General features: G+C 43.4%; 6 protein-coding genes and 1 pseudogene. 2 read left to right on the top strand and 5 right to left on the bottom strand.

Features of this window, described 5'->3' with window-relative positions; translation table 11 throughout:
- Nucleotides 1-93: 93 nt before the first annotated feature.
- Nucleotides 94-2,295, bottom strand: a complete 2,202-nt coding sequence (locus QUA88_RS12160; protein WP_333056373.1) for a transglycosylase SLT domain-containing protein — start codon at nt 2,293-2,295, stop codon at nt 94-96.
- A 338-nt stretch (nt 2,296-2,633) separates the two neighbouring features.
- Between QUA88_RS12160 and QUA88_RS12155 the strand changes: the two genes are divergently transcribed.
- Both QUA88_RS12155 and QUA88_RS12150 read left to right on the top strand, forming a co-directional pair.
- Entirely contained in the window at nt 2,634-4,112 is a 1,479-nt protein-coding gene (locus QUA88_RS12155) for a leucyl aminopeptidase (protein WP_333056372.1), read from the top strand.
- Nucleotides 4,113-4,524: 412 nt separating this feature from the next.
- Nucleotides 4,525-6,747, top strand: a complete 2,223-nt coding sequence (locus tag QUA88_RS12150) for a PAS domain S-box protein (RefSeq protein WP_333056370.1) — start codon at nt 4,525-4,527, stop codon at nt 6,745-6,747.
- 129 nt (nt 6,748-6,876) lie between these two features.
- Here the strand turns inward: QUA88_RS12150 and QUA88_RS29495 are convergent.
- The 4 genes and pseudogenes from QUA88_RS29495 to QUA88_RS12135 form a co-directional block, all read right to left on the bottom strand.
- Nucleotides 6,877-7,046: pseudogene (locus tag QUA88_RS29495) on the bottom strand (sensor histidine kinase); the annotation flags it as partial.
- Between the two features lie 160 nt (nt 7,047-7,206).
- The gene (locus QUA88_RS12145) at nt 7,207-12,657 is read right to left on the bottom strand and encodes an AAA family ATPase (RefSeq protein ID WP_333056369.1); all 5,451 of its coding nucleotides are present in this window, start codon (nt 12,655-12,657) and stop codon (nt 7,207-7,209) included.
- Nucleotides 12,658-12,747: 90 nt separating this feature from the next.
- Nucleotides 12,748-18,138 (bottom strand): AAA family ATPase, encoded by a 5,391-nt coding sequence (locus QUA88_RS12140; protein ID WP_333056368.1) that lies wholly within the window; start codon nt 18,136-18,138, stop codon nt 12,748-12,750.
- Between the two features lie 164 nt (nt 18,139-18,302).
- Complete coding sequence (locus QUA88_RS12135) at nt 18,303-23,684, bottom strand: AAA family ATPase (RefSeq protein ID WP_333208007.1); 5,382 nt, start codon at nt 23,682-23,684, stop codon at nt 18,303-18,305.
- Between the last annotated feature and the right edge of the window lie 229 nt (nt 23,685-23,913).

Raw genomic sequence — 23,913 nt, 5'->3', positions numbered from 1 at the left:
CTACGAAACCCTATTTGGTAGGGGCGGGTTCCACCAAAAATATCTAAGGATTACCAACAATTTAGATAAACCCGCCCCCACACCACGAATAATTCACTTTGCTTTTTTCTGAGCAGCCGCATAATGCTCACTCATTAACTGATTAACTTCTGGATTGTAAATCCGCAGATAATTCCAGTAATTCTCAAACACCGATTTTACGTATCCTTTGGTTTCAGGAAACGGAATCTTTTCCGCAAAAGCATCCGGGTCACTAAAATTAAACCTCTTCAACCAATCTGATACTGCAGTTGGCCCGGCATTATAACTCGCCACAGCTAACATCGAGTTATTCTTGTACTCGTCGTGAGTGTGATCCAAATACCATGTACCGAGTTTAACGTTGTCGTCCACATTCTCCAATGAATACTTTTTGAGGCTGATTTGTCCAGCAACCCAAGCTGCTGTTTCCGGCATTACTTGCATTAAACCTGTGGCGCCAACTGATGATTTAATAGCGGGCATAAATCGCGATTCTTGCCGGATTAATGCTGTTACTAATACTGGATTTATTTTGCGATCTTGCGACCATTTGACAATGGTTTCTAAGTAAGGAAAAGGATAAAGTGCTTGCCAATAAATCGGTTGCTGTCTGAGTTCGAGGTATTGGGTTCTATCATCTGGTTTATCGCGCTGCCGCAAACTCCCAACCATCCACAAACCGTCTAAATTGTCTCCGACTGCAACTCGCATTAAACCGTCGGTAAACTGTTCGGCAATACTGGGTTCTACGCGGTCGATAAATTCTATTTGCCACAGCGTCCAAGCATCTCTATCTTGACCTAATTGATAGAGTTCTTTCAAGGCAGGAGAACCTGCCATTGGTTCGGGGCGCTGAGGCGGCCGCACTACATTGGGAGACAAATCTCGGACTGTGGTAAAGTCGCCGACGGGCCAGCCGAGAAGTACAGCCGATCGCCACGCAAAATATGATTCTGGATAGCGTAATATAGTGTACTCAAATGCAGTCTTGGCGTCTTGTTGCCGACCGAGTTGCTGTGCCCATTTCCCGACCCAAAATGCTGCTTCTGGAGCTTGTTCGCTGTCGGGATTATGGGTGGTTAATTCTCTGGCCCACTGCCAAGCTGATTTTAAATCTCCGCCTTTGGCAAACTGTTGGGCGATCGTCCACCGCAATTCGCCTGCTTTATCAGAATTATTGTATTTTGTCAAGAGCAACTTCCGGGTATCTGAGGCGGATTGACCACTGCGTGCTTTGTCGAGAAGTTGGGATTTATCTAACAAAGCTTCGGGGGCATGATTGGGGAATTTGCTAATAACTCGATCGAGCAAAACGATCGCTTCTTTCGGTTCGCTCAGCCGCGATAGCCGAATTAAACCCAAACCAGTATCTTCGGCATCGGGAAAATCGCGCACTAATTCTTGATAGGCAATTCTCGATTCCGGGATTTTTCCGTCGAGCCACAAACCGCGAGCTTTGCGGTAAAGATTTTTGGCGTTGCGGGGAGCTTTCCCGTAAGCAATAGCTCCTTTGCCATAATCTTGTTTTTCCCAATAGCCAAAGGCAATTTCTTCCCAATCTTCCGGTTTCAAACCTGCGCTGTTTCGCTGCACCAGTTGTTCCACAATTGTCCCGTAATCTTTGACATAATGACCGTGTTTTGCTACTAGCAGCATTAACTGGGGCTGATTGGGATTTTCTTTTAACTTGCCGAGAGCAATTTCTACGCTGCGGGGATGAGCGGGAAATTCAGTAATTGCCTGTTGCCAATATTCCGGTTTTGACTTGCCTAAAACATATAAAGCTTCCGCTGCTACCGGGTCCCTCGGATAGTTTTTGAGCAGTTCCTCCCAAGCTTTTTTAGTTTTGCCTTTGTCGCCGCTCAATTGGTAAGCTCGGGCCCTTTTTAGGGCAATGTGAGAGGCTAAAACCGGATATTCTTGCTCTAATTTGTCCAATAATTTTAATGCTTTGGCGGCATTTCCTTGCTGGATTAAATCGCTGGCCAGCAGGTAGCGGGCGCGGCTTTGAGGGGAGATTTGCTGCTGCGGGTTCGTACTTGCAGGAGGCTGACTGGCTGCAATTTCAACTAATTTCGCCGATCGCTCGCTCGGTGACAGCGATACCAGCATCTTGACTTGCGATTCGGAATTCGCTGCATTCTGGGGCTGCTCGGCCTTCTGGGATGAGCCCAAACCCATCAATTTCATCGCAGCAACCAAAGAGCCGATCGCAATAACGCAAACTGAAACGCTGATTAAAACAGAAAATCGGGCCCGGCGTCGTTTTAGCATGGGAAAATTTAAGAGAATAAGATATAGAGAACCGATCGTTTGTCAAGAGCCATCAGAGGCAGGATGGGTGTTCTACGCCATCACAGGCAGGATGCCTGTTCAACGAGAAATAAATGTTAATAGTGGGGCAAAAACGGACAGCCGACCCCCAAACAGATGATTGAGATTGGTGGAAGATCCGATCGCAGGCGGACTTGGCTGATATAGTAGCAGAATTTATTTTGATGTGGAGCCGAAAATTTGTGCGATCGATCTATTTCCCCGCACCAACGAAAAACCACAAACCACCCACTGCAAAGTACAATCAAAAATCTAAAATCTAAAGTGTAAATCAAAACATGGAATTTCTAGTCACCGATACGCCCCGCTCTGTTTGGACAGGAGACGCCCTGGCAATTGGTCTATTTGAGGACGGCTTGGAATTCACCGGCGAGCTGGCACAATTAGATGAAAAGCTTGCAGGCACTTTGAAAGAGCTGCTACTGGAAGTAGATTTTAAGGGCAAAGTGGGCACGAGCGCCATCACCCGCGTCGGCGGCAATAATCCCATTCGCAAAATTGCGATCGTCGGTTTGGGCAAAACAGAGGACTTAAAATTAGACACCGTGCGGCAAGCTGCAGGCGTTTGCGCCAAGTTAGCCAAAAAAGAGAAATGCAAAACCCTCGGAATTAGCTTTCCGGTGTGGAAAAACGCGCCGGATTCTACAGCAAGCGCCATCGCCGAAGGTGTAGAACTCTCCTTGAATCAAGACAACCGTTTCAAATCGGAACAGGAAGACAAAAGCCCGCAACTCGAACAAATTCATTTGCTCGGTTTTGCCGGTACCGAAAGTGCGATCGTCCGCGCCCGCCAAATCACTGCCGGAGTCATTTTAGCACGGGAATTAGTCGCAGCGCCTGCAAATTTTGTCACCCCGATTACCATGGCAGAAACCGCTCAAAGTCTAGCTACCGAATGCGGTTTAGAATTAGAAATATTGGAGCGAGAAGACTGCGAAAAACTTGGAATGGGAGCCTTTCTCGGCGTTGCCCTAGCATCTGATTTACCGCCTAAATTCATCCATTTAACTTACAAACCCGAAGGCACACCGCGCCGCAAAATAGCAATTGTCGGCAAAGGATTGACCTTTGATTCTGGCGGTTTGAACATCAAAGGTGCGGGCAGCGGCATTGAAATGATGAAAGTAGATATGGGCGGCGCTGCGGCTACTTTGGGAGCGGCAAAGGCGATCGGTCACATCAAACCCGATGTGGAAGTTCACTTTATCAGCGCCGTCACAGAAAACATGATCAGCGGCCGCGCCATGCGCCCTGGAGACATTCTTACAGCTTCCAACGGCAAAACAATTGAAGTCAACAATACCGACGCTGAAGGTCGTTTAACCCTGGCTGATGCTTTGGTATTTGCTGATAAATTGGGAGTTGACGCAATAGTAGATTTAGCAACTCTAACCGGGGCCTGCGTAATTGCTTTAGGCGACGATATCGCGGGTTTGTGGAGTCCTCAAGATAGCGTCGCTGCCGAAATAGTCGCCGCCTCAGAATTGGCCGGCGAAAAATTTTGGCGGATGCCGATGGAAGAGAAGTATTTTGAGGGGTTGAAAGCATTGCACGCCGACATGAAAAATACTGGCCCGCGTCCCGGCGGTTCGATTACGGCGGCGCTATTTTTGAAGCAGTTTGTAAAGGATACTGCATGGGCGCATTTAGATATTGCCGGCCCGGTTTGGACTGACAAAGAAAATGGCTATAATGGCCCTGGGGCTACTGGTTTTGGTGTTCGGACTTTGGTGCATTGGGCGCTGGGCGGTGCTTAATTGTGGATTTCCAGCGGAAAAATTGAGATTTTCTTTGCCTTAAAAGTCTGTTAGTCCATCTGTGAGCCAGGGGTTTTTAACCCCTGGCTCACTGCTTAAGTAATCTCAAAGAAAATTTAATAGCGATCGTTAACTATTTAAATGTTTCTGAAGCAATCAGTAGGCAAACCTATGTATTCCGTCACAGGGAGCAATGCTTACGTTGCGAGCCGTGACGCTCGGCATGGCTCATGCTTGGGAAAAACTTCGTTCCCAGGGCCCCACCTCGACAGTTTTGACATTTCCTGAAAAAATAGCTGTTTCATAAAAAATGAAAAAAGTATATAATTATGTAAATATTTCACTAGCCGAAATCAAATAATTAGATTTGATCCGATTTGCATTGGTACAGATAATTTTTTTCTTGAACTTTATGCAAGAACAATTAACAATTTTTTTTTCCACACTTGCTGTATCTTCTAGACTCGCCTGCAACCTGGTGCCGGAGTTGCGATTGTACGCTGTTTTTGACTCGCTGACGGCACTGGCTTATTGCTCGATCGCCCTATCGTTAGTTTATTTTACCCGCCAAGGTTCTCAGCGCAAGATTTTCCGGCTGTTTGCCATTGTTTTTTTTGCCTGGAGCGCCGCTAAATTGACGGAAGTTTGGACGCTTTGGCATTCCATATATTGGCTGTTGATAACTCTCAAAGCAGCAAGTGCTTTGATTTCTTTGCTTTTAGCCGCAACTGCCCTCGCCCTCATGCCGAAAGCACTTGCCGAGTCTGGTTTCAATCAAAAAGAAAAATTTCAACAAATGTCTTTAAAAAAAGTAGAACAAAATCAGCCCGAATATGATATCGAGAAAGGAGAATTGGCAAAACAATTGCTCGATATTTACCCTTTAGATACTATTGTCGATCGCACTTTAGCTCTCAATTCGCTTAACGAACAGTTAGAAAAAGAAATTGCCGATCGCCAGCGGGTTGAGGAAAAGTTGCAACTGACTCAATTTGCGATCGACCGATCGGCAGATGCGATATTCTGGATCGGGCCCGACGGTAAATTTTTGTACGTCAACGACGCTGCTTGCACTTCATTAGGATATTCTGCCGCAGAATTGCTCTCGATGACCGTGCACGACATCAATCCAGATTTTCCCCAAACTGCTTGGAGTTTGCACTGGAAAGTCTTAAAACGCTGCGGTTCGGTTAATATTGAAGTTCACCACCTCACTAAGTACGGTCGCATTTTTCCCGTAGAAATTACCATCAACCATTTGGAATTTAACGGCAAAGAATATCAGTGTGCGTTTGCTCGTGACATTAGCGAACGCAAGCGGATTGAGGCAGCTTTGCGAGAAAGGGAAGAAGAATTTAGGTCATTAGTTTCTAGCATTCCCGGTGCGGTTTACCGCTGCAGTGCTGCGGGGCGATCGAGCGTAACTTTTATCAGCAGTGGCATCGAAGCTATTTCCGGCTATCCGGCAGCTAACTTTATGCAAAAACCGGTGCAGGCTTTTCCGAGTATAGTTCATGCCGATGACGTGGAGCAAATCGAGACAATTATCGATCGGGCTATTAAGACAAAACAACCTTACATCATCGAATATCGCCTAATTCACTGCGACGGAAATGTGCGGTGGGTTGCAGAGAAAGGTCAAGCCCTTTTCAACGCAGACGGTAAAGTTTTATCCCTCAACGGCGCCATTTTTGACATCACAGAGCGCAAAGCAGCGGAGGATGCTTTGCGCCTCTCCGAGGCGATCGCCAACAACAGAGCCCAGCAGCTAGAAATCGCTCTCAAAGAACTCCGAGAAACTCAAGCTCATCTAATTCATACCGAAAAAATGTCAAGTCTCGGTCAAATGGTAGCTGGAGTAGCTCACGAAATTAATAACCCTGTCAGTTTTATCTACGGCAATATTTCCTACGCCAGCCAATATATCAGAGACTTGTTGCAGCTTGTAGAACTTTACCAAAAACACTATCCTCAGCCGCTGGTAGAAGTTCAAGAATGTATTGACAATATCGATTTAGAATTTCTGAGAGAAGATTTACTGAAAATATTATCTTCGATGAAAATGGGAGCCGATCGCATTCGCGAAATAGTTCTGAGCTTGCGAAATTTCTCGCGTTTAGACGACTCGGTAAAAAAGCCTACCAACGTTCATGAAGGCATAGACAATACGCTGCTAATTTTACACAACAAACTGCGCGCCAGAGGCGACTATCCAGAAATTAAAGTAATCAAAGATTACGGTAAACTCCCCTTAATAGAATGTTATGCAGGTCAGCTAAATCAGGTATTTATGAACCTGCTGAGCAACAGTATTGACGCATTGGAAGATGCTTGCAACCAAAAAAGGCGAGCGGCAGCCGGCGGCGACGATTGGGAACCAACTATTAGCATTCGCACAGAAGCCCTGAACGAAAATAGTATTTGTATTCGCATTTCCGATAATGCGATCGGCATGACAGAAGACGTGCGTAGCCGATTATTTGACCCGTTTTTCACGACAAAACCGATGGGAAAAGGCACTGGTTTAGGGTTAGCCATCAGTTACCGAATTGTCGCGGAAAAACACGCCGGATCCTTAAGCTGCCGTTCCACCGTAGGAGAAGGTACGGAATTTGCGATCGAGATTCCTTTATGAATTAGCCCGACGGAAGTATCAAGACTTTGGCAGAAGTTATCCCTCACTATAAATTGTAAAGTCGGGTGTAAAAAACTTTCAATTTTCAATAAAAATCCCAAAATTGGCTATAAATTACCCAGGTAATGTTCAACATGGCAGTGAAATTATAAATTCTGTACCGCGATCTAAAGTTGAGTTGACTTCTAGCATACTAAAGTGTTTCTCAACTACAATCAGCCGTGCGCCAATCCTAATCCCGTTCCTTTCCCTACCGCTTTCGTCGTCAATAAATGATCGAATATTTTTTGTTTGACCTCCCAACGGGTGTAGGAGTAAGGATCGCGAATTAAATAACTTACAATTTTAATTGTTATTGTGGGATGGGCTCTTATAGCCCGTCATGAGTGGACGGGCTATAAGAGCCCCTCCCACTTTCAATAGTGGAAGTTATTTAATTCTCATTCCTAAGAACCTTCTTTAGGTTCTAATATACCTGATAGGAATCTCGATCGCTAACTCTGTACCATCTCCAACTCTCGAATTACAGGTTAATTTTCCCCCATGTTTTTTGACAATACCATAGCTAACAGATAAACCCAAACCAGTACCGCTACCCACTGGTTTAGTTGTAAAAAATGGATCGAATATTCGGGATTGAATATTCGCCGGAATACCGGCACCATTATCAGTTATTTTAATTGTAACCCTGTCTTTTTCTATAACTTCAGTCTGAATCGTGATGGCAGGACTTTTGTCTGTTGTATCAATTGATTGAAGAGCATCAATAGCGTTACTGATAATACTCAGAAATACTTGATTTATCTCACTAGCATAACAAATGACCTTGGGCAGATTTCCATACTCTTTAATAACTTGTATTTCTGATTTGCCATCGCTCAGTCTTAAGCGAGTTTGTAAAATTAGCAAAGTGCTTTCAATTCCGGTATGTAAATCTACTGCTTTCATGTCGGCTTCATCTAAGCGGGAAAAGTTACGCAAACTCAGGATAATTTGGCTAATGCGATCGCTCCCTGCTTTCATAGATTGCAGAATTTTAATTGAATCTTCCCAGATAAATTCTAAATCCATTTCTTCTATTTTCGCTTTAATTACTTTACTGGCTTCAGGATACTCTTGTTGATAAATATTAAGTAAAATAAGCAAATCTTTGACATAATCCTCTATATGTCCAACATTACTACGAATAAATGTTACTGGATTGTTGATTTCGTGAGCAATCCCAGCTACCAGTTGACCCAGAGATGACATTTTTTCGCTCTGAATTAATTGTGCTTGCGTTTGTTGTAAGTTTTTAAAGGCTTGCTCTAAATCAAAAGCTTTTTGCCTTAAATCTTCCGTTTTTTGCGCTACTTCTGCTTCTAAGCTTTGGGAATATTTCTCTATTTGTTTATATAAACGAGCATTATCAATAGAATTCGCCGCTTGAGCTGAGAGCATCTGGAGAATTTCTACTCGCTCATTAGTAAATGCTCCCACTGTTAAGTTATTTTCTAAGTACACAATACCGACGAGTTTTCCTTGCCGAATAATTGGAGTACATAAAACTGATTGAGGTTGATGAGCGATAATATAGCGATCGCCTGCAAATTGGTCGGCTGTACTTAAGTTGTCAAAAACAGCCGTCGCTTGAGTTCGTGCCACCGCATAAATCAAACTATGAGGAATTTCCTGATATTGTTCCAGAGGAATTTCTAATATTTTTGTCTGCTTTTCAACGGCTTGAGCGACGACTAACCATTGGCAGTCTTGGAGAAGAACTAAACAACCGATTTGTGCTCCCCCATTCGCGAGCGTAATCTGCATCAAAGTGGCTAATAGTTTCTCTAATTCAATTTCTTGTGAAATGGCTTGTGCGGCCCTCATTACTGCTGGAAAATCTAACCATAAATTCTCGCTACTACTGACGCTAGTTAGGCTTCCCATCCTGGTCTGGTTGATAGTTTTTCCAGAGGGGATGACAAATTTAGTAGGTTGAAGAATAGCTTTCAGTAGTTGTGGATAGTGTTGTTCTAAATAAGCGACTTTAGCCTTTGCACCCCAACGAGAATAACAGTAATACGCCTCAATCATGTAAGATTGTGAAACTTTTTCTTTCCCCCAATCTAAGTAGAATTTTGCAGCTAGTTCGTTGCCTAAAGCTTCTTCTTGGATATAACCATTTTCTTTGGCTCCTGAAATGGCGCGATCGTACCAATCTCCAGCTTCGTAATTCTTGCCTAAAACTCGGCATTTTTCTGCTTCTACTAAGTTAACTTTATGTTGGTGATTCATCGGGGCAGGGTTTGCCCATTGAGCCAGAGTGGTTTGATGGGTTTCTGCCAAAGCGAGAGTGTTCCCTTGCTCAATTTCTGACTGCCTAGAGCAGAGTGCCAAGTAGGTTAACCCTGCATAGAAATGGAAAACCGGAGTATGAATCATTGCTGCCGCTACCTTCAAATAAAGGCTTGCTTGGGCAATGTAGTCTAGGGCGTTGGTGTAATTGCCAAAGAGATAGGCAAGCATTAGTTTGTAGTTATAGGCAAGAGCGAGTGCAGTAAGCTCACTATTCTGATTGTGCTGAGGAAACATCACCTTTTCATCATAAGCCTCACCGATTAACAAATCCGGTTGCTTGACAATTTCGCTCAAGTTATGCACCGCCTGTTGTGCCAGCTTCAGGTAAACCATAGGAGAATATTGCTTCACAGTCGCTAAGACAACACAGTAATTTTCTATTTCTGCGTGCCAATCATCAAGCTCTACTCCCGAAAAAAAATTATTATATAAATAACTACTGACGCAGTAACCAGCATTCAGAAAATCACCTGTTTCCATTCCGACTAAATAGCCTTCTTTCGCAGTTGGGATTCCTGCCCTCAGTGGTTCTTGACGATGCTGAATAAAACAGCCAAACCAAAGTAAAGTGATACATTTAAATTCTGGCCAATTCAACTGATTGAGTAAGCTCAGTGCTACTCGCCCAAAGCGATAACCTTTCTCTACTTCTGATAAAAAACCAGACAGCACAATGCCATAACCCACATACCCGATTGTTGATGCTGGTGTATTTCCAAATTCAAGTGATAGACTGACCATTGTGGCACAAAGCAGAGGCTGCAAGGCAGGATTTCCCATAAAAATAGCCGGAAACAAGATGCCTAACAATTGCATCGCCGCGATTGTCCGAGGATCGCTCATCACGGGAAGGTTAACCAGTTCCTCAATCTGTTTGCCCTCCAGTTGGTTGGCAAGGTTTTGTAATGCAATGCGTGTCAAGGCTTCGTCAGTTTCATAGGGGAGTTCAATCCCCAATTGTGCTAGGGCATTAGTGCCGATCGCGATCGCTTCTAACATCTGACTCTGAGTTGTCAGTGCGTTGATTTGAATCTCAAATATCTTGACTTTATCTAGTATTGTTTTGGCCGATCGCAAAACCTGAGCTGCCATTTCTTCCATGCCATTAAAATCGGCATTTAAGTAGGCATTCTCAGCCGCAGCCACATAAAGATTCAGGGTTAATTCATACTGAGTTTCCCAACAGTTTTCAGTGAGTAACTCCAGCCCTGTTTTCACAAAACTTCTGGCGCTTGTATAGGCTGTAGAATTTCTGGCTTTCTGTCCGGCTGCTAAGTTCAATCTGGCTAAGGCTTCCCGTTCCTCAGCTTGAGTCATGAACTCAATTCCTAAATTCAAATGCCCGACAATATCAAACAGCTTTTCCTCTTTTTCTATTTCTGATAAGTTTTGTTGGAGTAGTTTCCCAATATGGTAATGAGTCTGCTGTTTTTGCTCGTCAGGAATCAATGAATAAGCCGCTTGTTGGACGCGATCGTGTAAAAATCGATAAGTCGGATTGGCGGAATCATTGAAAACTTCTTCACTATCAGATTGGGTATAGAACTTATAAATTTCGGTAGTAGGAATTACCAAACCTTCTTGCAAGGCTTTCCATAAAGCTGTGGCGCTACTGTCGGCAGATTTCTCACTGACAATTGCTAAGGTATTCAAATCAAACTGCGCCCCAATACAAGCCGCTAGTTTGAGACTATCCTGAGTTTCTCGGGGCAATTTCTGTAATTGCAATGCCATGAATTCAACCACATTATCCGTAATTGCTAAGGCCTTCACTTGGGCAATATCGCATTGCCAATATTGCTTTTTGCAATCAAAGCTAATTAACTTGTCATCATGTAATGCTTTGATAAACTGAGTCGCAAAAAAAGGATTACCTTGAGTTTTTTGAAACACTAATTTTGTCAAAGGAGCGGCTAGGGATAATTCACAATTCAGTGTATTTGCCACTAACTGATTCATATCAGGTTCCCTTAACGGTGGCAAAGTAATTGTATTCACCGTTGCCCCAGTTTTAACAATTTCATCCACTGTTAAAATAAATGGATGTACGGGGGAGACTTCATTATCTCGATAAGCACCTAATATTAATAGATACCCAGCCTCTTGCATCAATAAGTTCAGCAAGTTAAGTGATGCGGAATCTGCCCATTGCAAGTCATCTAAAAACATGACTAATGGATGTTCTTTACTGGTAAATACTTGCACAAATTTGGGCAATAGGAGATTAAACCGATTTTGGGCTGCAGTTCCCGATAATTCAAGGGCGGCTGGCTGTTTACCGATAATATTTTCTAACTCAGGAATTACGTCAATTAAGACTTGTCCATTGTCTCCTAATGCAGTTAATATCTGGCTTTTCCATGTTTCTAATTGCCAATCTGATTCGGATAGCAATTGCCCAATTAAATCGCGGAATGCTTGCACAAAGGCGCTGAAGGGAATGTTGCGATGAAATTGATCGTATTTTCCTTTGATAAAATAACCCCGTTCCCGCACAATGGGTTTATGAACTTCGTTGACAACGGCAGTTTTGCCAATTCCTGAAAAACCCGCAACGAGCATTATTTCTGTTGCACCTTTGCTGACTCTTTCAAAGGCTTGTATGAGCGTTTTTACTTCGGTTTCTCGTCCATAGATTTTGTCGGGAATCAGGAAGCGATCGCAGACATCCCGCATTCCTAACTCAAAAGTTTCAATCTTTCCAGTTTCTTGGCACTGCTGCAAACATCGTTCTAAGTCATGTTTCAACCCCAAGGCACTTTGATAGCGTTTTTCGGCATTTTTTGCCATCAGCTTCATGACAATATCCGAAACCACCTGCGGGATTTCTTTGCTGTTTATTGCCGGAGGTTGTTTGGCAATATGGCAGTGAACCAACTCCATCGGATCTTCACATTCAAATGGCAGTTTTCCTGTCAGCAATTCGTAAAATGTGACCCCCAGAGAATAAAAGTCAGTGCGGTAGTCGATACCTCGGTTCATTCGTCCAGTTTGTTCGGGAGAAATATAGGCGAGGGTTCCTTCTAAAACGTTGGGATTTTGAATTTCTTGAGTTTCTCTTGGCAGTAAGGAGGCGATGCTAAAGTCTATGAGTTTAATTTGTTTAGTTTCGGGATGTATTAGGATGTTAGCTGGCTTAATATCTTTGTGGATGACTCGGTTTCGGTATAGTGCGTCAAGGATGTCAGTTATTTGAATGGCAATTTCCAATATTTCTGCTAAAGTCAGCGTAGGTGCTTCACCGATCCGTCTTCGGCATCTATCTTGGGCGTATTGCCATAGAGAAATGCCGCCAAAATCCTCCATCACTAGGGCATAGCTGTGGTGGTAGGATTTCAGACAGTAAGGTTCAACGACTCCCGGCAGACGTAAATTTTTTGCGATGGTATACTGGTTGCGAAATTGCAGCAGTTCGCTGAAACTGGGATAGTCTCTATTGAATAGTTTAATGACAACGGGAAGCAGATCGATTTCTCGAAAAGCTCGGTAAACCAGGGTTTTAGAACCACTGTACAGTTGCTCGATTAGACGGTATCCGGCAATTGGACTGGTTAAATCTATACCTGCATTCATTTTGGCTCTCCTCATCTCAAATAGTGACTGCTAAAAATTAATGTGCGCCTCTATGTGTAAGGGTTAAAGGCGGCGATCGCATAATTAACTTCATCCGTTTGTAGGCAATAAAATTGTAAACTCCGTCCCTTCTCCCAATACAGAATTTACCTCGATTTTACCGCCGTGTTTCTCAACTACAATCTGCCGTGCGATCGCCAATCCTAACCCCGTGCCTTTACCCACACCTTTAGTTGTAAATAAGTGGTCAAAAATATGACATTTTATCTCATCTGCTATGCCTGTTCCGTTGTCATAAATGCGAATACTCACCCACTCAGAAGACTGTCTTTCTGTCCGAATCGTGATGCAATGGGCTGGGGTTTTAATCTTATCTAAACTCGGTTCCCGATTAGATTCTTCCAGTGCATCAATGGCATTTGCCAAGATATTCATAAACACCTGATTGAGTTGTCCGGGGAAGCAATCGACAGAGGGCAAGTTCCCGTACTCTTTCACAACTTCAATCGCTGGACGCTGTTCGTTCGCTTTCAATCTGTGTTTGAGAATCAAAATCGTACTGTTAATTCCGTCATGAATATTGAAAGAAACTTTGTAATCTTTGTCTGTTCGGGAGAAGGTACGAAGACTGGTGCTGATACCTTGAATGCGATCGCACCCGACTTGCATAGAATGCAACATTTTTGGCAAATCTTCTAAAAGATATTCGATATCGATCTCTTCAGCTTTTTCTTCAATCTCCTCACCGGGACTCGGAAATTTTTCTTGATATAGCTGCAAGTATTCTGTAATATCTTTGACGGCGGCGATCGCTTCATGAATATTGCCAGAAATAAATCCCACGGGATTATTAATTTCATGGGCAACCCCGGCCACTAAATTGCCCAAAGCCGACATTTTTTCGCTCTGCACTAATTGCAGTTGTGATTGTTCAACCTGGTGGGCGTAGTCCTGCGCTTGCTGATACAATCGCGCATTTTCTAGGGAAATGGCAGCCTGAGTGCAGAGGAAGTTGAGGATGAGGAGACGATCGCGAGTAAACACTCCTTTCGTCGAGCTATGTTCGAGATAAAGTATCGCAACTAAGTTCCCGCGATCGATAATCGGAGTACATAGCATACTCTGAGAGTGATACTGGAGCGTACAGTCATTCATTAAACCCGGAATATCCGTCTTGCCACCTTCAATAACCACAGTTTCCAGGGTGTGTTTGACATAATAAACCAGCTTGAGCGGAATCATCTCCGAGCCATCGATAGATTGGGTTTGCAGTAAGGTTGTGGGTAACTCATTATCTGGATTGATGTGAGTTATGGCCCGGATTTGCCATTCATCCCGATGGGGGAGTAGCAAAGCACAAGTTTCTGCGCCAGAAGTTTTCAAAATAATTTGATTGAGGGTATCGAGTAATTCATCAATATGAATTTTACTCGATAAAGCTTGAGCAGCTTGCACAATAGATGCGAAATCAAGGGCATCGGAAATACTGGTGCTGCTGGTGGTAGAAATGTGCGAAGACTGGCTAATCGTTACCAACGTCTCTAGAGGATTAAAGCGAAGTTTCGGCTGATTCAGGATGGGATGAAGTAATTGGGGATAGCTTTGTTCTAGGTGTTCAACTTTGGCTTTAGCTCCCCAACGGGCATAACAGTAATATGATTCCTGCATATAGCTGGCGGCAACTTTTTCTTTTCCCCAATCTAGGTAGAATTTTGCAGCTAATTCGTTTGCTAACGCTTCTTCTTGGAGGTATTCGTTTTCTTTGGCTCCTGCGATCGCGCGATCGTACAACTCTAATGCCTCAGCTTTATTACCTTGTACTCGCTCTCGTTCCGCCTCGACTAAATGAAATTTGTGCAAAAAATTCATCGGCGCATAAGTTGCCCAGTATTTTAGTTTTTCTTGGTTAGCAGCGACGCATTCTTTCATTTGCTGCTCTTCTGGATCCGAAAATTGGCCAAACCATGCTAACTGGACTAAAGACTCATAAAAATGAAAGATTGGTACATATAAAAAAGCAAGGACAGCATCCAAATACTGTCTTGCCTGCCCAGCCTGTTCTACAGCTTCTTCAAACTCTGAAAACAGATAGGACACAATCAGTTTGTTAATCCACAGCAATGCTAATCCGGTGCGATCGCCCGTTGTTTCATGTAATGGAAGTTGATGCTGTTCATTGTACGCTGCACCGCTCAACACCACCACGTTATCTGCATCCCCCATTAAATTCAGCAGAATTTGTCGATTCAACTGGGAATAAGTCAGAGTTAGATTTTGCTTGAGGTGCTTGAGCGATTCACAATATCCGGCAACTTCCGGCTCCAGTTGCGTTAAATTCTGCCCTGCAAAATAGGAGTAAAAACCGTAGTTATAGGCAGAGTAGCCCGCGAAAGCCAAATCGCCTACATCTAAACAACTACAATAAGCCATCTGCAAGGGCTGTAATGTCTCACGCAGGTGCATTTTCCAATGCCTTGTGTACACATAGACGAGTGATAAAGTTTTCCCCTTTAATTCGGAATTGGGATAACGTGATAGCAGGTCAAGGGCTAACTGACCGAATTCATAACCTAATTCAACTTTTCCCAACACACCACACATCAATATCCCATAAGAGGCATAACAAAAGGTCGAGGTTGACTCATTGCCATACACGATGGACAGATAAACCTTTTTTAAAATCACCAGTAAATACAACAGTGGCTGAGAAAGATAAGCGCCCGGTGCTGCCGATGTCAAAATTCGAGCCGCTGCCAAGATGTTCACATCCCTTGCTTCGCTGAGGTTGAGTAACTCACCAGGCAAACGCTCTCCAATCGCATCGGAGACGGTACTAAAGGCAGCCGCCACATCTTCCTGGGTAGGGGCTGCAGGCAGTTCCACTCCCAATTGCTTTAAGATGGCAAGTGCCGCCGCGATCGCTTGAGTAAAATGACCTTGAGCAGTGAATGCCTCAATCTTCACTTCATAAACGCTGATTTGATCTAATGGGCTTTTGGCGTGCTTCAGGACAAGGCGGGCATTGGCTGCCATTTTCTCTAAATCACCGCTCAGATAGGCGGTTTCTGTGGCGACTTGATAGAGTGCTAGCGTCAACTCATACTGATGCTGCCAACTGTTTTGAGTGAGTAACCCAATGCCCACTTCGGCATATTTGCAGGCGGCAGTATAGGCGATCGCTGCTTTTGCCTTGCGACTTGCCATCAAATTAAATTGCGCCAATCTTTGACGTTCTGCGGATTGGACGATTGATTCAGCCGCAACATTAAGTTGACTGACGATTTCAAAAATGCGTTCTTCCCGGTTGCTTTCGAGGGTGTTACTCAGGATTAACTGTCCAATCTTCAGGTGAACGGTTTGTTTTTCATCGGCGGGGATTAGGGAGTATGCCGCTTGTTGCACCCGGTCATGTAAAAATCTATATGCAACAATCTCAGAATTTTCTGGGTCAAGTAATTGATATTCTTCCCCAACATAAAACTTATAAACTTCACTTTGGGCTAAAATCAAACCTTCCTGCAAGGCTTTCCATAAACTTGCAGCCACTTCGGTTTGGGATTGTTCAGAAACCATCGCCAAAGTAGCCAAATCAAACTGATTTCCAATACAAGCTGCTAGCTGTAACACCTGTTGAGTTGAGGTAGGCAATTTTTCTAATTGCAAGGCCATAAAGCTAACAATATCATCTGTAAAAACAAGCTGATTTACTTGTGCGATATCACATTGCCAACAACCCTCTTCCCAGTTAAAATAAATCAATTCATCTTGATGTAATGCCTTGATAAATTGAGTAGCAAAAAACGGATTTCCTTGAGTTTTTTGATAAATTAATCCAGAAAGAGTCCATGCCAAACTTTCAGTACATTTAAGGGTATCAGCAACTAATTGATTTACTGTGACTTTATTGAGTGCTGCTAAAGTAATCCTATTAATCGTTGCTGGTGTTTTTTGAATCTCACTCAAAGTTAACATTAATGGATGCGCTGGGTGGACTTCGTTATCACGATACGCACCAATTAATAAAAGATGACCTGTATCACCCATTAAGACCTGCATTAACTTTAGTGATGCTGAATCTGCCCATTGCAAATCATCTAAAAACATTACGAATGGATGTTCTAAGCTGGTAAAGACTTTAGTAAATTTTTGAAATAATAAATTAAAGCGATTCTGGGCAGCAGTTCCTGATAATTCAAGGGCGGCTGGCTGTTGACCAATAATTTTTTCTAATTCGGGGATGATTTCAATAATTACTTGTCCGTTTTCCCCAACCGCTTCTAAAATCTTATTTTTCCACGCCTTGAGTTTGGCATCACTTTCACTGAGTAATTGTGCCATAAAATCGCGGAATGCCTGGACAAATGCCGAGAAGGGAATGTTGCGGTTAAACTGGTCGAATTTGCCTTTGATGAAATAGCCCCGCTGCCGGACAATCGGTTTATGTACCTCGTTGACGACAGCCGTTTTTCCAATCCCGGAGAACCCAGCGACTAGCATTAATTCGGATGTGCCACTTGCCACGCGATCGAAGGCACTCAACAGGGTTTTTACTTCAGTTTCACGACCATAAAGCTTTTCAGGAATCAGGAAGCGATCGCAGACATCCCGCCTTCCTAACTCAAAAGTTTCAATCTTTCCAGTTTCTTGGCACTGCTGCAAACATCGTTCTAAGTCATGCTTCAACCCCAAGGCACTTTGATAGCGTTTTTCGGCATTTTTTGCCATTAGCTTCATGACAATATCCGAAACCACCTGCGGGATTTCTTTGCTGTTTATTGCCGGAGGTTGTTTGGCAATATGGCAGTGAACCAACTCCATCGGATCTTCACATTCAAATGGCAGTTTTCCTGTCAGCAATTCGTAAAATGTGACCCCCAGAGAATAAAAGTCAGTGCGGTAGTCGATACCTCGGTTCATTCGTCCAGTTTGTTCGGGAGAAATATAGGCGAGGGTTCCTTCTAAAACGTTGGGATTTTGAATTTCTTGAGTTTCTCTTGGCAGTAAGGAGGCGATGCTAAAGTCTATGAGTTTAATTTGTTTAGTTTCGGGATGTATTAGGATGTTAGCTGGCTTAATATCTTTGTGGATGACTCGGTTTCGGTATAGTGCGTCAAGGATGTCAGTTATTTGAATGGCAATTTCCAATACTTCTGCTAGAGTCAGCGAGTGCTCTTGGGCGTAGTCTCGCAGAGAAATACCGCCAAAATCCTCCATTACTAGGGCATAGCTGTGGCGATAGGATTCCAAATTGTAGGGTTCAACGACTCCGGGCAGACTTAGGTTTTTGGCGATGGTGTACTGGTTGCGGAATTGCAGCAGTTCGCTGAAGCTGGGATAGTCTCGATTTAATAGTTTAATGACAACCGGAAGCTGATCTGTTTCTCGGATGGCTCGATAAACTAGGGTTCTCGAACCGCAGTATAATTGATCGCCCAGATGATATCCCGAAATTCGGTTCGTTAAATCCACTACTGCATTCATCTGGATTACTCCATCTCAGACATTGACTCTTGCCACTAAGTATACACTTTTATTCGTCAAGTCTGAGAAAAATAGAACTGCGTGCGAAATCCCCAGCATACCAACTCTACCGCTTTTATTTTTTTCTATTTTGAGGATAAAGATGGCGATCTATCAAGATATGCTTATCCTTTCATCGGCAATAAAATTCTAAACTCCGTCCCTTCTCCCAATACAGAATTTACCTCGATTGTACCGCCGTGTTTCTCAACTACAATCTGCCGTGCGATCGCCAATCCCAACCCCGTGCCTTTTCCTACTTCCTTGGTAGTAAATAACTCATCAAAAATCTTCTCTCGCACTGCTTCACTCATGCCGACACCGTTATCTTTAATGCAAAGTATCGCTTGCTTTCGATCCCGATAAATGTCGGTTTTAATTATAATTTTGTTGAGTATTTCTGCATAATTACGTCCTTGATTTGATTCCTCCAAAGCATCGATCGCATTACCTAACAAATTCATAAATACTTGATTCAACTGTCCGGCATAACACTCCACGGGTGGCAAATTACCGTATTCCCTAATCACTTGAATTTCTGGACGAGTTTCGTTAGCCTTGAGGCGATGTTTCAGGATCATAATGGTGCTATCGATGCCATCGTGGATATTGCAAGCTACGGGATAGTTAGTATCGGCACGGGAGAATGTCCTTAGACTGGTACTAATATCCCGAATCCGCTTCACGCCTTCCCGCATCGAACCTACTAATTTCGGTAAATCTTCCCGGATGTATTCCAGATCGATGTTCTCGATTTCCTCTCGAATCTCTGGATCGAGTTGGGGATATTTTTCTTCATACAAATCGAGCAATCCAAACAAATCTTTGATATAATCTAAGGCTGGTTGAATATTACCCCCCAGAAAACCAACGGGATTATTAATTTCGTGAGCCACGCCAGCCACTAAGTTTCCCAATGCTGACATCTTTTCGCTTTGAACAATTGTTAATTGTGCCTGCTTGAGAGCTGTGAATGCTTGTTGAGATTCTTGATACAAACGGGCATTTTCTAAGGAAATAGCAGCTTGAGAAGCTAGCAAATTTAGCACTTCAATGCGATCGCTCGTAAAGGCCCCAACCGTCAGGTTATTTTCCAGGTAAAAAACTCCTATCAACTGGCCTTGATTAAGAATTGGAATACAAAGAACACTGATCGGCTGGTGCTGTTCAATATAGCGATCGCTCCCAACCTGGGAACTTACCCTAGCATCAACTATTACCAAAGGTTTCAAACTACGCTTGACAGTGTTAACCAAACTAATTGCTACATCCTGACTTGATTCTAGAGGTATTGATGGTAATAGCTCAGGTTCCTGTCCCTCTGCTACAAGCGCCGCTACCTGTAAATACTGTTTTTGTTTGAGCAATAAGACACACTTAGTGGCGCCAGCATTCGCGATCGCTATTTTTAGGAGAGTAGTCAGGAGTTTATCTAGTTCAATCTCCCCAGAAATGGCTTGAGAGGCTTTGATCAGAGTAGGCAAATCGAGAAATTCAGAGTTGCTGCTAGAAGAGTTGGTATTATAAGTAATTGTGCCGCGGGCGATCGTTTCCTTTAATGAACTAAAGGCTTGAGCTTGCTGAATGATAATACCGAGTAGGCGAGGATAACGTTTTTCCAAATCGTCAATTTTGGCTTTAGCTCCCCAGCGGGCATAACAATAATATGCTTCAATCATGTAGGCTTGAGCTACTTTTTCTTTGCCCCATTTTAGGTAGAATTTGGCGGCGAGTTCGTTGGCGAGGGCTTCTTCGTTGAGGAAGAGATTTTCTTTAGCGAGGGAGATCGCGCGATCGTACATTTCCAGTGCATCTGCCTTGTAACCCAAAACCCGCTGCCTTTCTGCTTCAACTAAATACCACTTATGGAGATGATTCATGGGAGCATTTTGCGCCCACTGGTGCAGAGTCGTTTGATGGATTTCCACAGATGCCAAAATATCAGCTTGCTCAATTTCTGGCTGTGTGGGTAAAAGCGCCAAGTGCGTCAGGGCTGCATAGAAATGGAAAATGGGAATAAAAATACATCCTGGTACTGCTATCAAATAGGGCTGGGCTTGGCTAACGTAATTGCTAGCCTCTTTGTAGTTACCAAAGCAGTAAGCAAGCAACAGTTTGTAGATATAAACCTCGGCGATGGCAGTGAATTCATAATCCTGATTATGCTTGGGAATCATCACTGTTTCATCGTAGGCTAGGCCGATTAAGCAATCCGACAGAATCTCAACTTCCTTTAAGTTATTCACCGTCTGCCGCACCATATCTACATAAATCTGAGCCGAATATTGCTTTACCTGAGCCAAGGCGGCGCTGTAACTTGTTATTTCTGATTCCAAATTGCTCAGTTCTACTCCACTGAAAAAGTTCATATAGCTGTAAGTGACCATGCTGTAGCCAGCGCTTAGAAAATCGCCAGTTTCCATGCCAGCCGTATAGCTATCTTTCGTCGTCAGCATCACAGCCCTCATTGCTTCTTTGCGATGCTGAATAAAGGCTCCAAATAGATTCAGAATCATGGACTTGAATTCCCGGACATTAAACCTATCCAGCAATGAAAGTGCCAATTTACCAAAGGCATACCCCGTTTCCACCTCTCCCAAAAAGGCACACAACACCAGTCCGTGAATGCCATACCCCACCGTCGATGCTGGCGTGTTCCCAAAGGAGAGCGATAAACTCACCATCTTGGAGCTAAGTAGGGGCAGCAAACCGGGCATTCCCAGAAAGATGGGAGAATATAACGTTCCTAACAGTGGCATGGCAGCCTGAGCCTTGGCATCAGTTATCATCGGCAGATTAGCTAGGTCTTCAATCCGTCTACCTTGGAGTTGGCTAGCAACAGCTTGTAGCGCTTGGCTAATCAAGGCTTCGTCAGGTGCACTGGGTAGTTCAATCCCCAATTGCCAGAGTGCATCTCTTGCTACTGCAATGGCTTCTAGTGACTTGCTTTGTGCTGTCTGGGCGGCGATTTGAATTTCGTAAATTTTGATTTTGTCTAAGATTGTCTGGGCTGCTTGCAAAACTTGTGCTGCAATCTCTTCCATGCTGTCAAAGTCAGCATTCAAATAGGCTGCTTCAGCAGCAGCAACATAGAGTTTCAGGGTTAATTCATACTGGCTTTGCCAACAGTCGGCTGTTAGTAGATCAATCCCTGTTTGCAGATAAACTCTAGCTGTTGTGTAGGCGGTAGAATTTCTGGCTTTACAACCGGCTTCTAAGTTCAGTTTAGCTAATGCTTCTCGTTCGCTCGGTTGGGGAATTAACTCAATTCCTCGATTCAAATGTCCGACAATATCAAACAGTTTTTCTTCTTGCTCTATTTTTGAACAATTTTGCTGAAGTAATTGTCCGATTTTGAGATGAGTTTCTTTTTTATCTGAATCGGGAATCAGGGAATATGCGGCTTGCTGGACGCGATCGTGTAAAAATCGATAAGTGGGATTAGCTGAAGCCTGGAAAATTTCATCACTATCCGATTCGGTAAAGAACTTATAGATTTTGGTTGTGGGAATAACTAAACCTTCCTGCAATGCTTTCCATAAAGCCGTAGCCGTCATTGCAGCAGATTGCTCACTGACAATTACTAAGGTATTCAAATCAAACTGCGATCCAATACAAGCAGCCAATTTGAGAACCTCCTGAGTTGCTGGCGGCAACTTCTGCAATTGCAAAGCCATGAATTCAACGACATCATCAGTGATTGCTAAGGCTTTGACTTGGGCAATATCACACTGCCAATGCCGAATATCCCAGTTAAAGCTAATGAGCTGCTCGTCATGTAATGCCTTGAGAAACTGAGTGGCGAAAAAAGGATTTCCCTGAGTTTTTTGATATACTAATTTGGTCAAAGGTTGGGCAAGAGATGATTCGCTATTGAGCGTATCCGCCACCAACAAATTCATATCAGTTTGGCTTAACGGTTGCAAAGTAATCGTATTCACAGTTGCCCCAGTTTTTACTATCTCATCCACTGTCAAAATAAATGGATGCACTGGCGAAACTTCATGGTCTCGATAGGCTCCTAATACTAATAAATACCCTGTATCCATCATCAATAATTGTAGCAAATTCAGGGAAGCTGAATCCGCCCATTGCAAGTCATCCAAAAACATCACTAAAGGATGTTCTTTGCTAGTGAAAACTTGCACGAATTTCTGCATGAGCAGATTAAAGCGATTTTGGGAGGCACTTCCTGACAATTCTGTTGCAGCAAGTTGAGCGCCAATTATGCGTTCTAACTCAGGAATCACGTCAATCAAAACTTGTCCGTTATCTCCCACTGCTGCTAAAATCTGGGTTTTCCATGTTTGCAGTTGGGTATCTGATTCGGATAGCAATTGACTCATTAAGTTGCGGAAGGCTTGCACAAAGGCACTGAAGGGAATGTTGCGTTGAAATTGATCGTACTTGCCTTTGATAAAATAACCACGCTGACGGACTATGGGTTTATGAACTTCATTAACAACGGCGGTTTTCCCAATTCCCGAAAAACCAGCTACTAGCATCATTTCCGTTGCTCCCAGGCTGACTCGCTCAAATGCAGCTAATAGTTTATCGACTTCTTTTTCTCTACCGTAGAGCTTTTCAGGGATAGTAAAGCGATCGCTAATATCTCGCTTTCCTAGTTCAAAATATTCAATATAGGCTGTTTGTTGTAACTGAAATAAGCAATTATCTAAATCGTGCTTGATGCCCAATGCACTTTGATAGCGGTCTTCGGCATTTTTCGCCATCAGCTTACTGACAATTTTAGATAAAATTAGGGGAACTTCTGGATTTATTTGATGGCTCGGTATCGAGTGTTTAGCGAGGTGACAATGCACCAATTTCATCGGATCATCTGAGACAAATGGCAACTGTCCTGTTAACAATTCATAAAAGGTCACACCCAGGGAATAAAAATCACTACGATAGTCAATGCCTCGATTCATCCGTCCTGTTTGTTCGGGGGAGAGATAGGCTAATGTTCCTTCTAAAATATTGGGATTCTGAATTTCTGGGGTTTCTCGTGGTAGGAGGGATGCAATACTAAAGTCAATTAGTTGAATTTCTTTGGTGTCTGGCTTAATGAGAATATTAGCGGGTTTAATATCTTTGTGAATGACTCGGTTTTGGTATAGATAGTGAATAATGTCTGTTAGTGGTATGGCGATTTGGAGAAATTCGGTTAAACGTAAAGCTGGAGATGGTTGGGTGTTATTTGTTGCTGTTTTTAGATAAGTAGATAGGGAGACTCCGCCAAAGTCCTCCATTACGAGGGCATAGCTATTTTGGTATACTTCCAGCGTCAAGGGTTTGACGATGTGAGGGAAGTCGAGATTTTTGGCAATGGTATATTGGTTGCGAAACTGGACGATTTCGTTGAAGGTGGGGTATTCATTTCGCAGCAGTTTGATGACGACTGGGTATTGATCGCGGGTACGGATGCCTCGATAAACTAGGGTACGTGTACCTGCATAAAGTTGCTCTGTAATCTGATAACCTGACAAATTTGCGATCGCATCCATAACTCGTTTATACAACAGTTAAATTAAAACCTTCTATTCCATTGTATTTTATTATTTGACAAAGATAGCGATCGCCAACTCTGCAGCCTCGGTAGGGACAGAATTAACTGTAATTTTTTCCCAATGTTTATCAACTATTCTTTTACCCAAAGCAATTTGGTCACAAGCATCCGGATTCATCCGTTTACCTGTAAAAAAAGCTCGCCATCCCGATCGCCACCCCCGGACT

Source organism: Microcoleus sp. D3_18_C2, from assembly GCF_036702395.1.
Lineage (GTDB): Bacteria > Cyanobacteriota > Cyanobacteriia > Cyanobacteriales > Microcoleaceae > Microcoleus.
This window is presented reverse-complemented; position numbering and strand designations above follow the sequence as displayed.

What these genes read in the sequence shown, in the direction of transcription:
- QUA88_RS12160 (WP_333056373.1), bottom strand. Translation starts at nt 2,295, where the DNA reads ATGCTAAAACGACGCCGGGCCCGATTTTCTGTTTTAATCAGCGTTTCA.
- QUA88_RS12145 (WP_333056369.1), bottom strand. Translation starts at nt 12,657, where the DNA reads ATGAATGCAGGTATAGATTTAACCAGTCCAATTGCCGGATACCGTCTA.
- QUA88_RS12135 (WP_333208007.1), bottom strand. Translation starts at nt 23,684, where the DNA reads ATGGATGCGATCGCAAATTTGTCAGGTTATCAGATTACAGAGCAACTT.
- QUA88_RS12140 (WP_333056368.1), bottom strand. Translation starts at nt 18,138, where the DNA reads ATGAATGCAGTAGTGGATTTAACGAACCGAATTTCGGGATATCATCTG.
- QUA88_RS12150 (WP_333056370.1), top strand. Translation starts at nt 4,525, where the DNA reads ATGCAAGAACAATTAACAATTTTTTTTTCCACACTTGCTGTATCTTCT.
- QUA88_RS12155 (WP_333056372.1), top strand. Translation starts at nt 2,634, where the DNA reads ATGGAATTTCTAGTCACCGATACGCCCCGCTCTGTTTGGACAGGAGAC.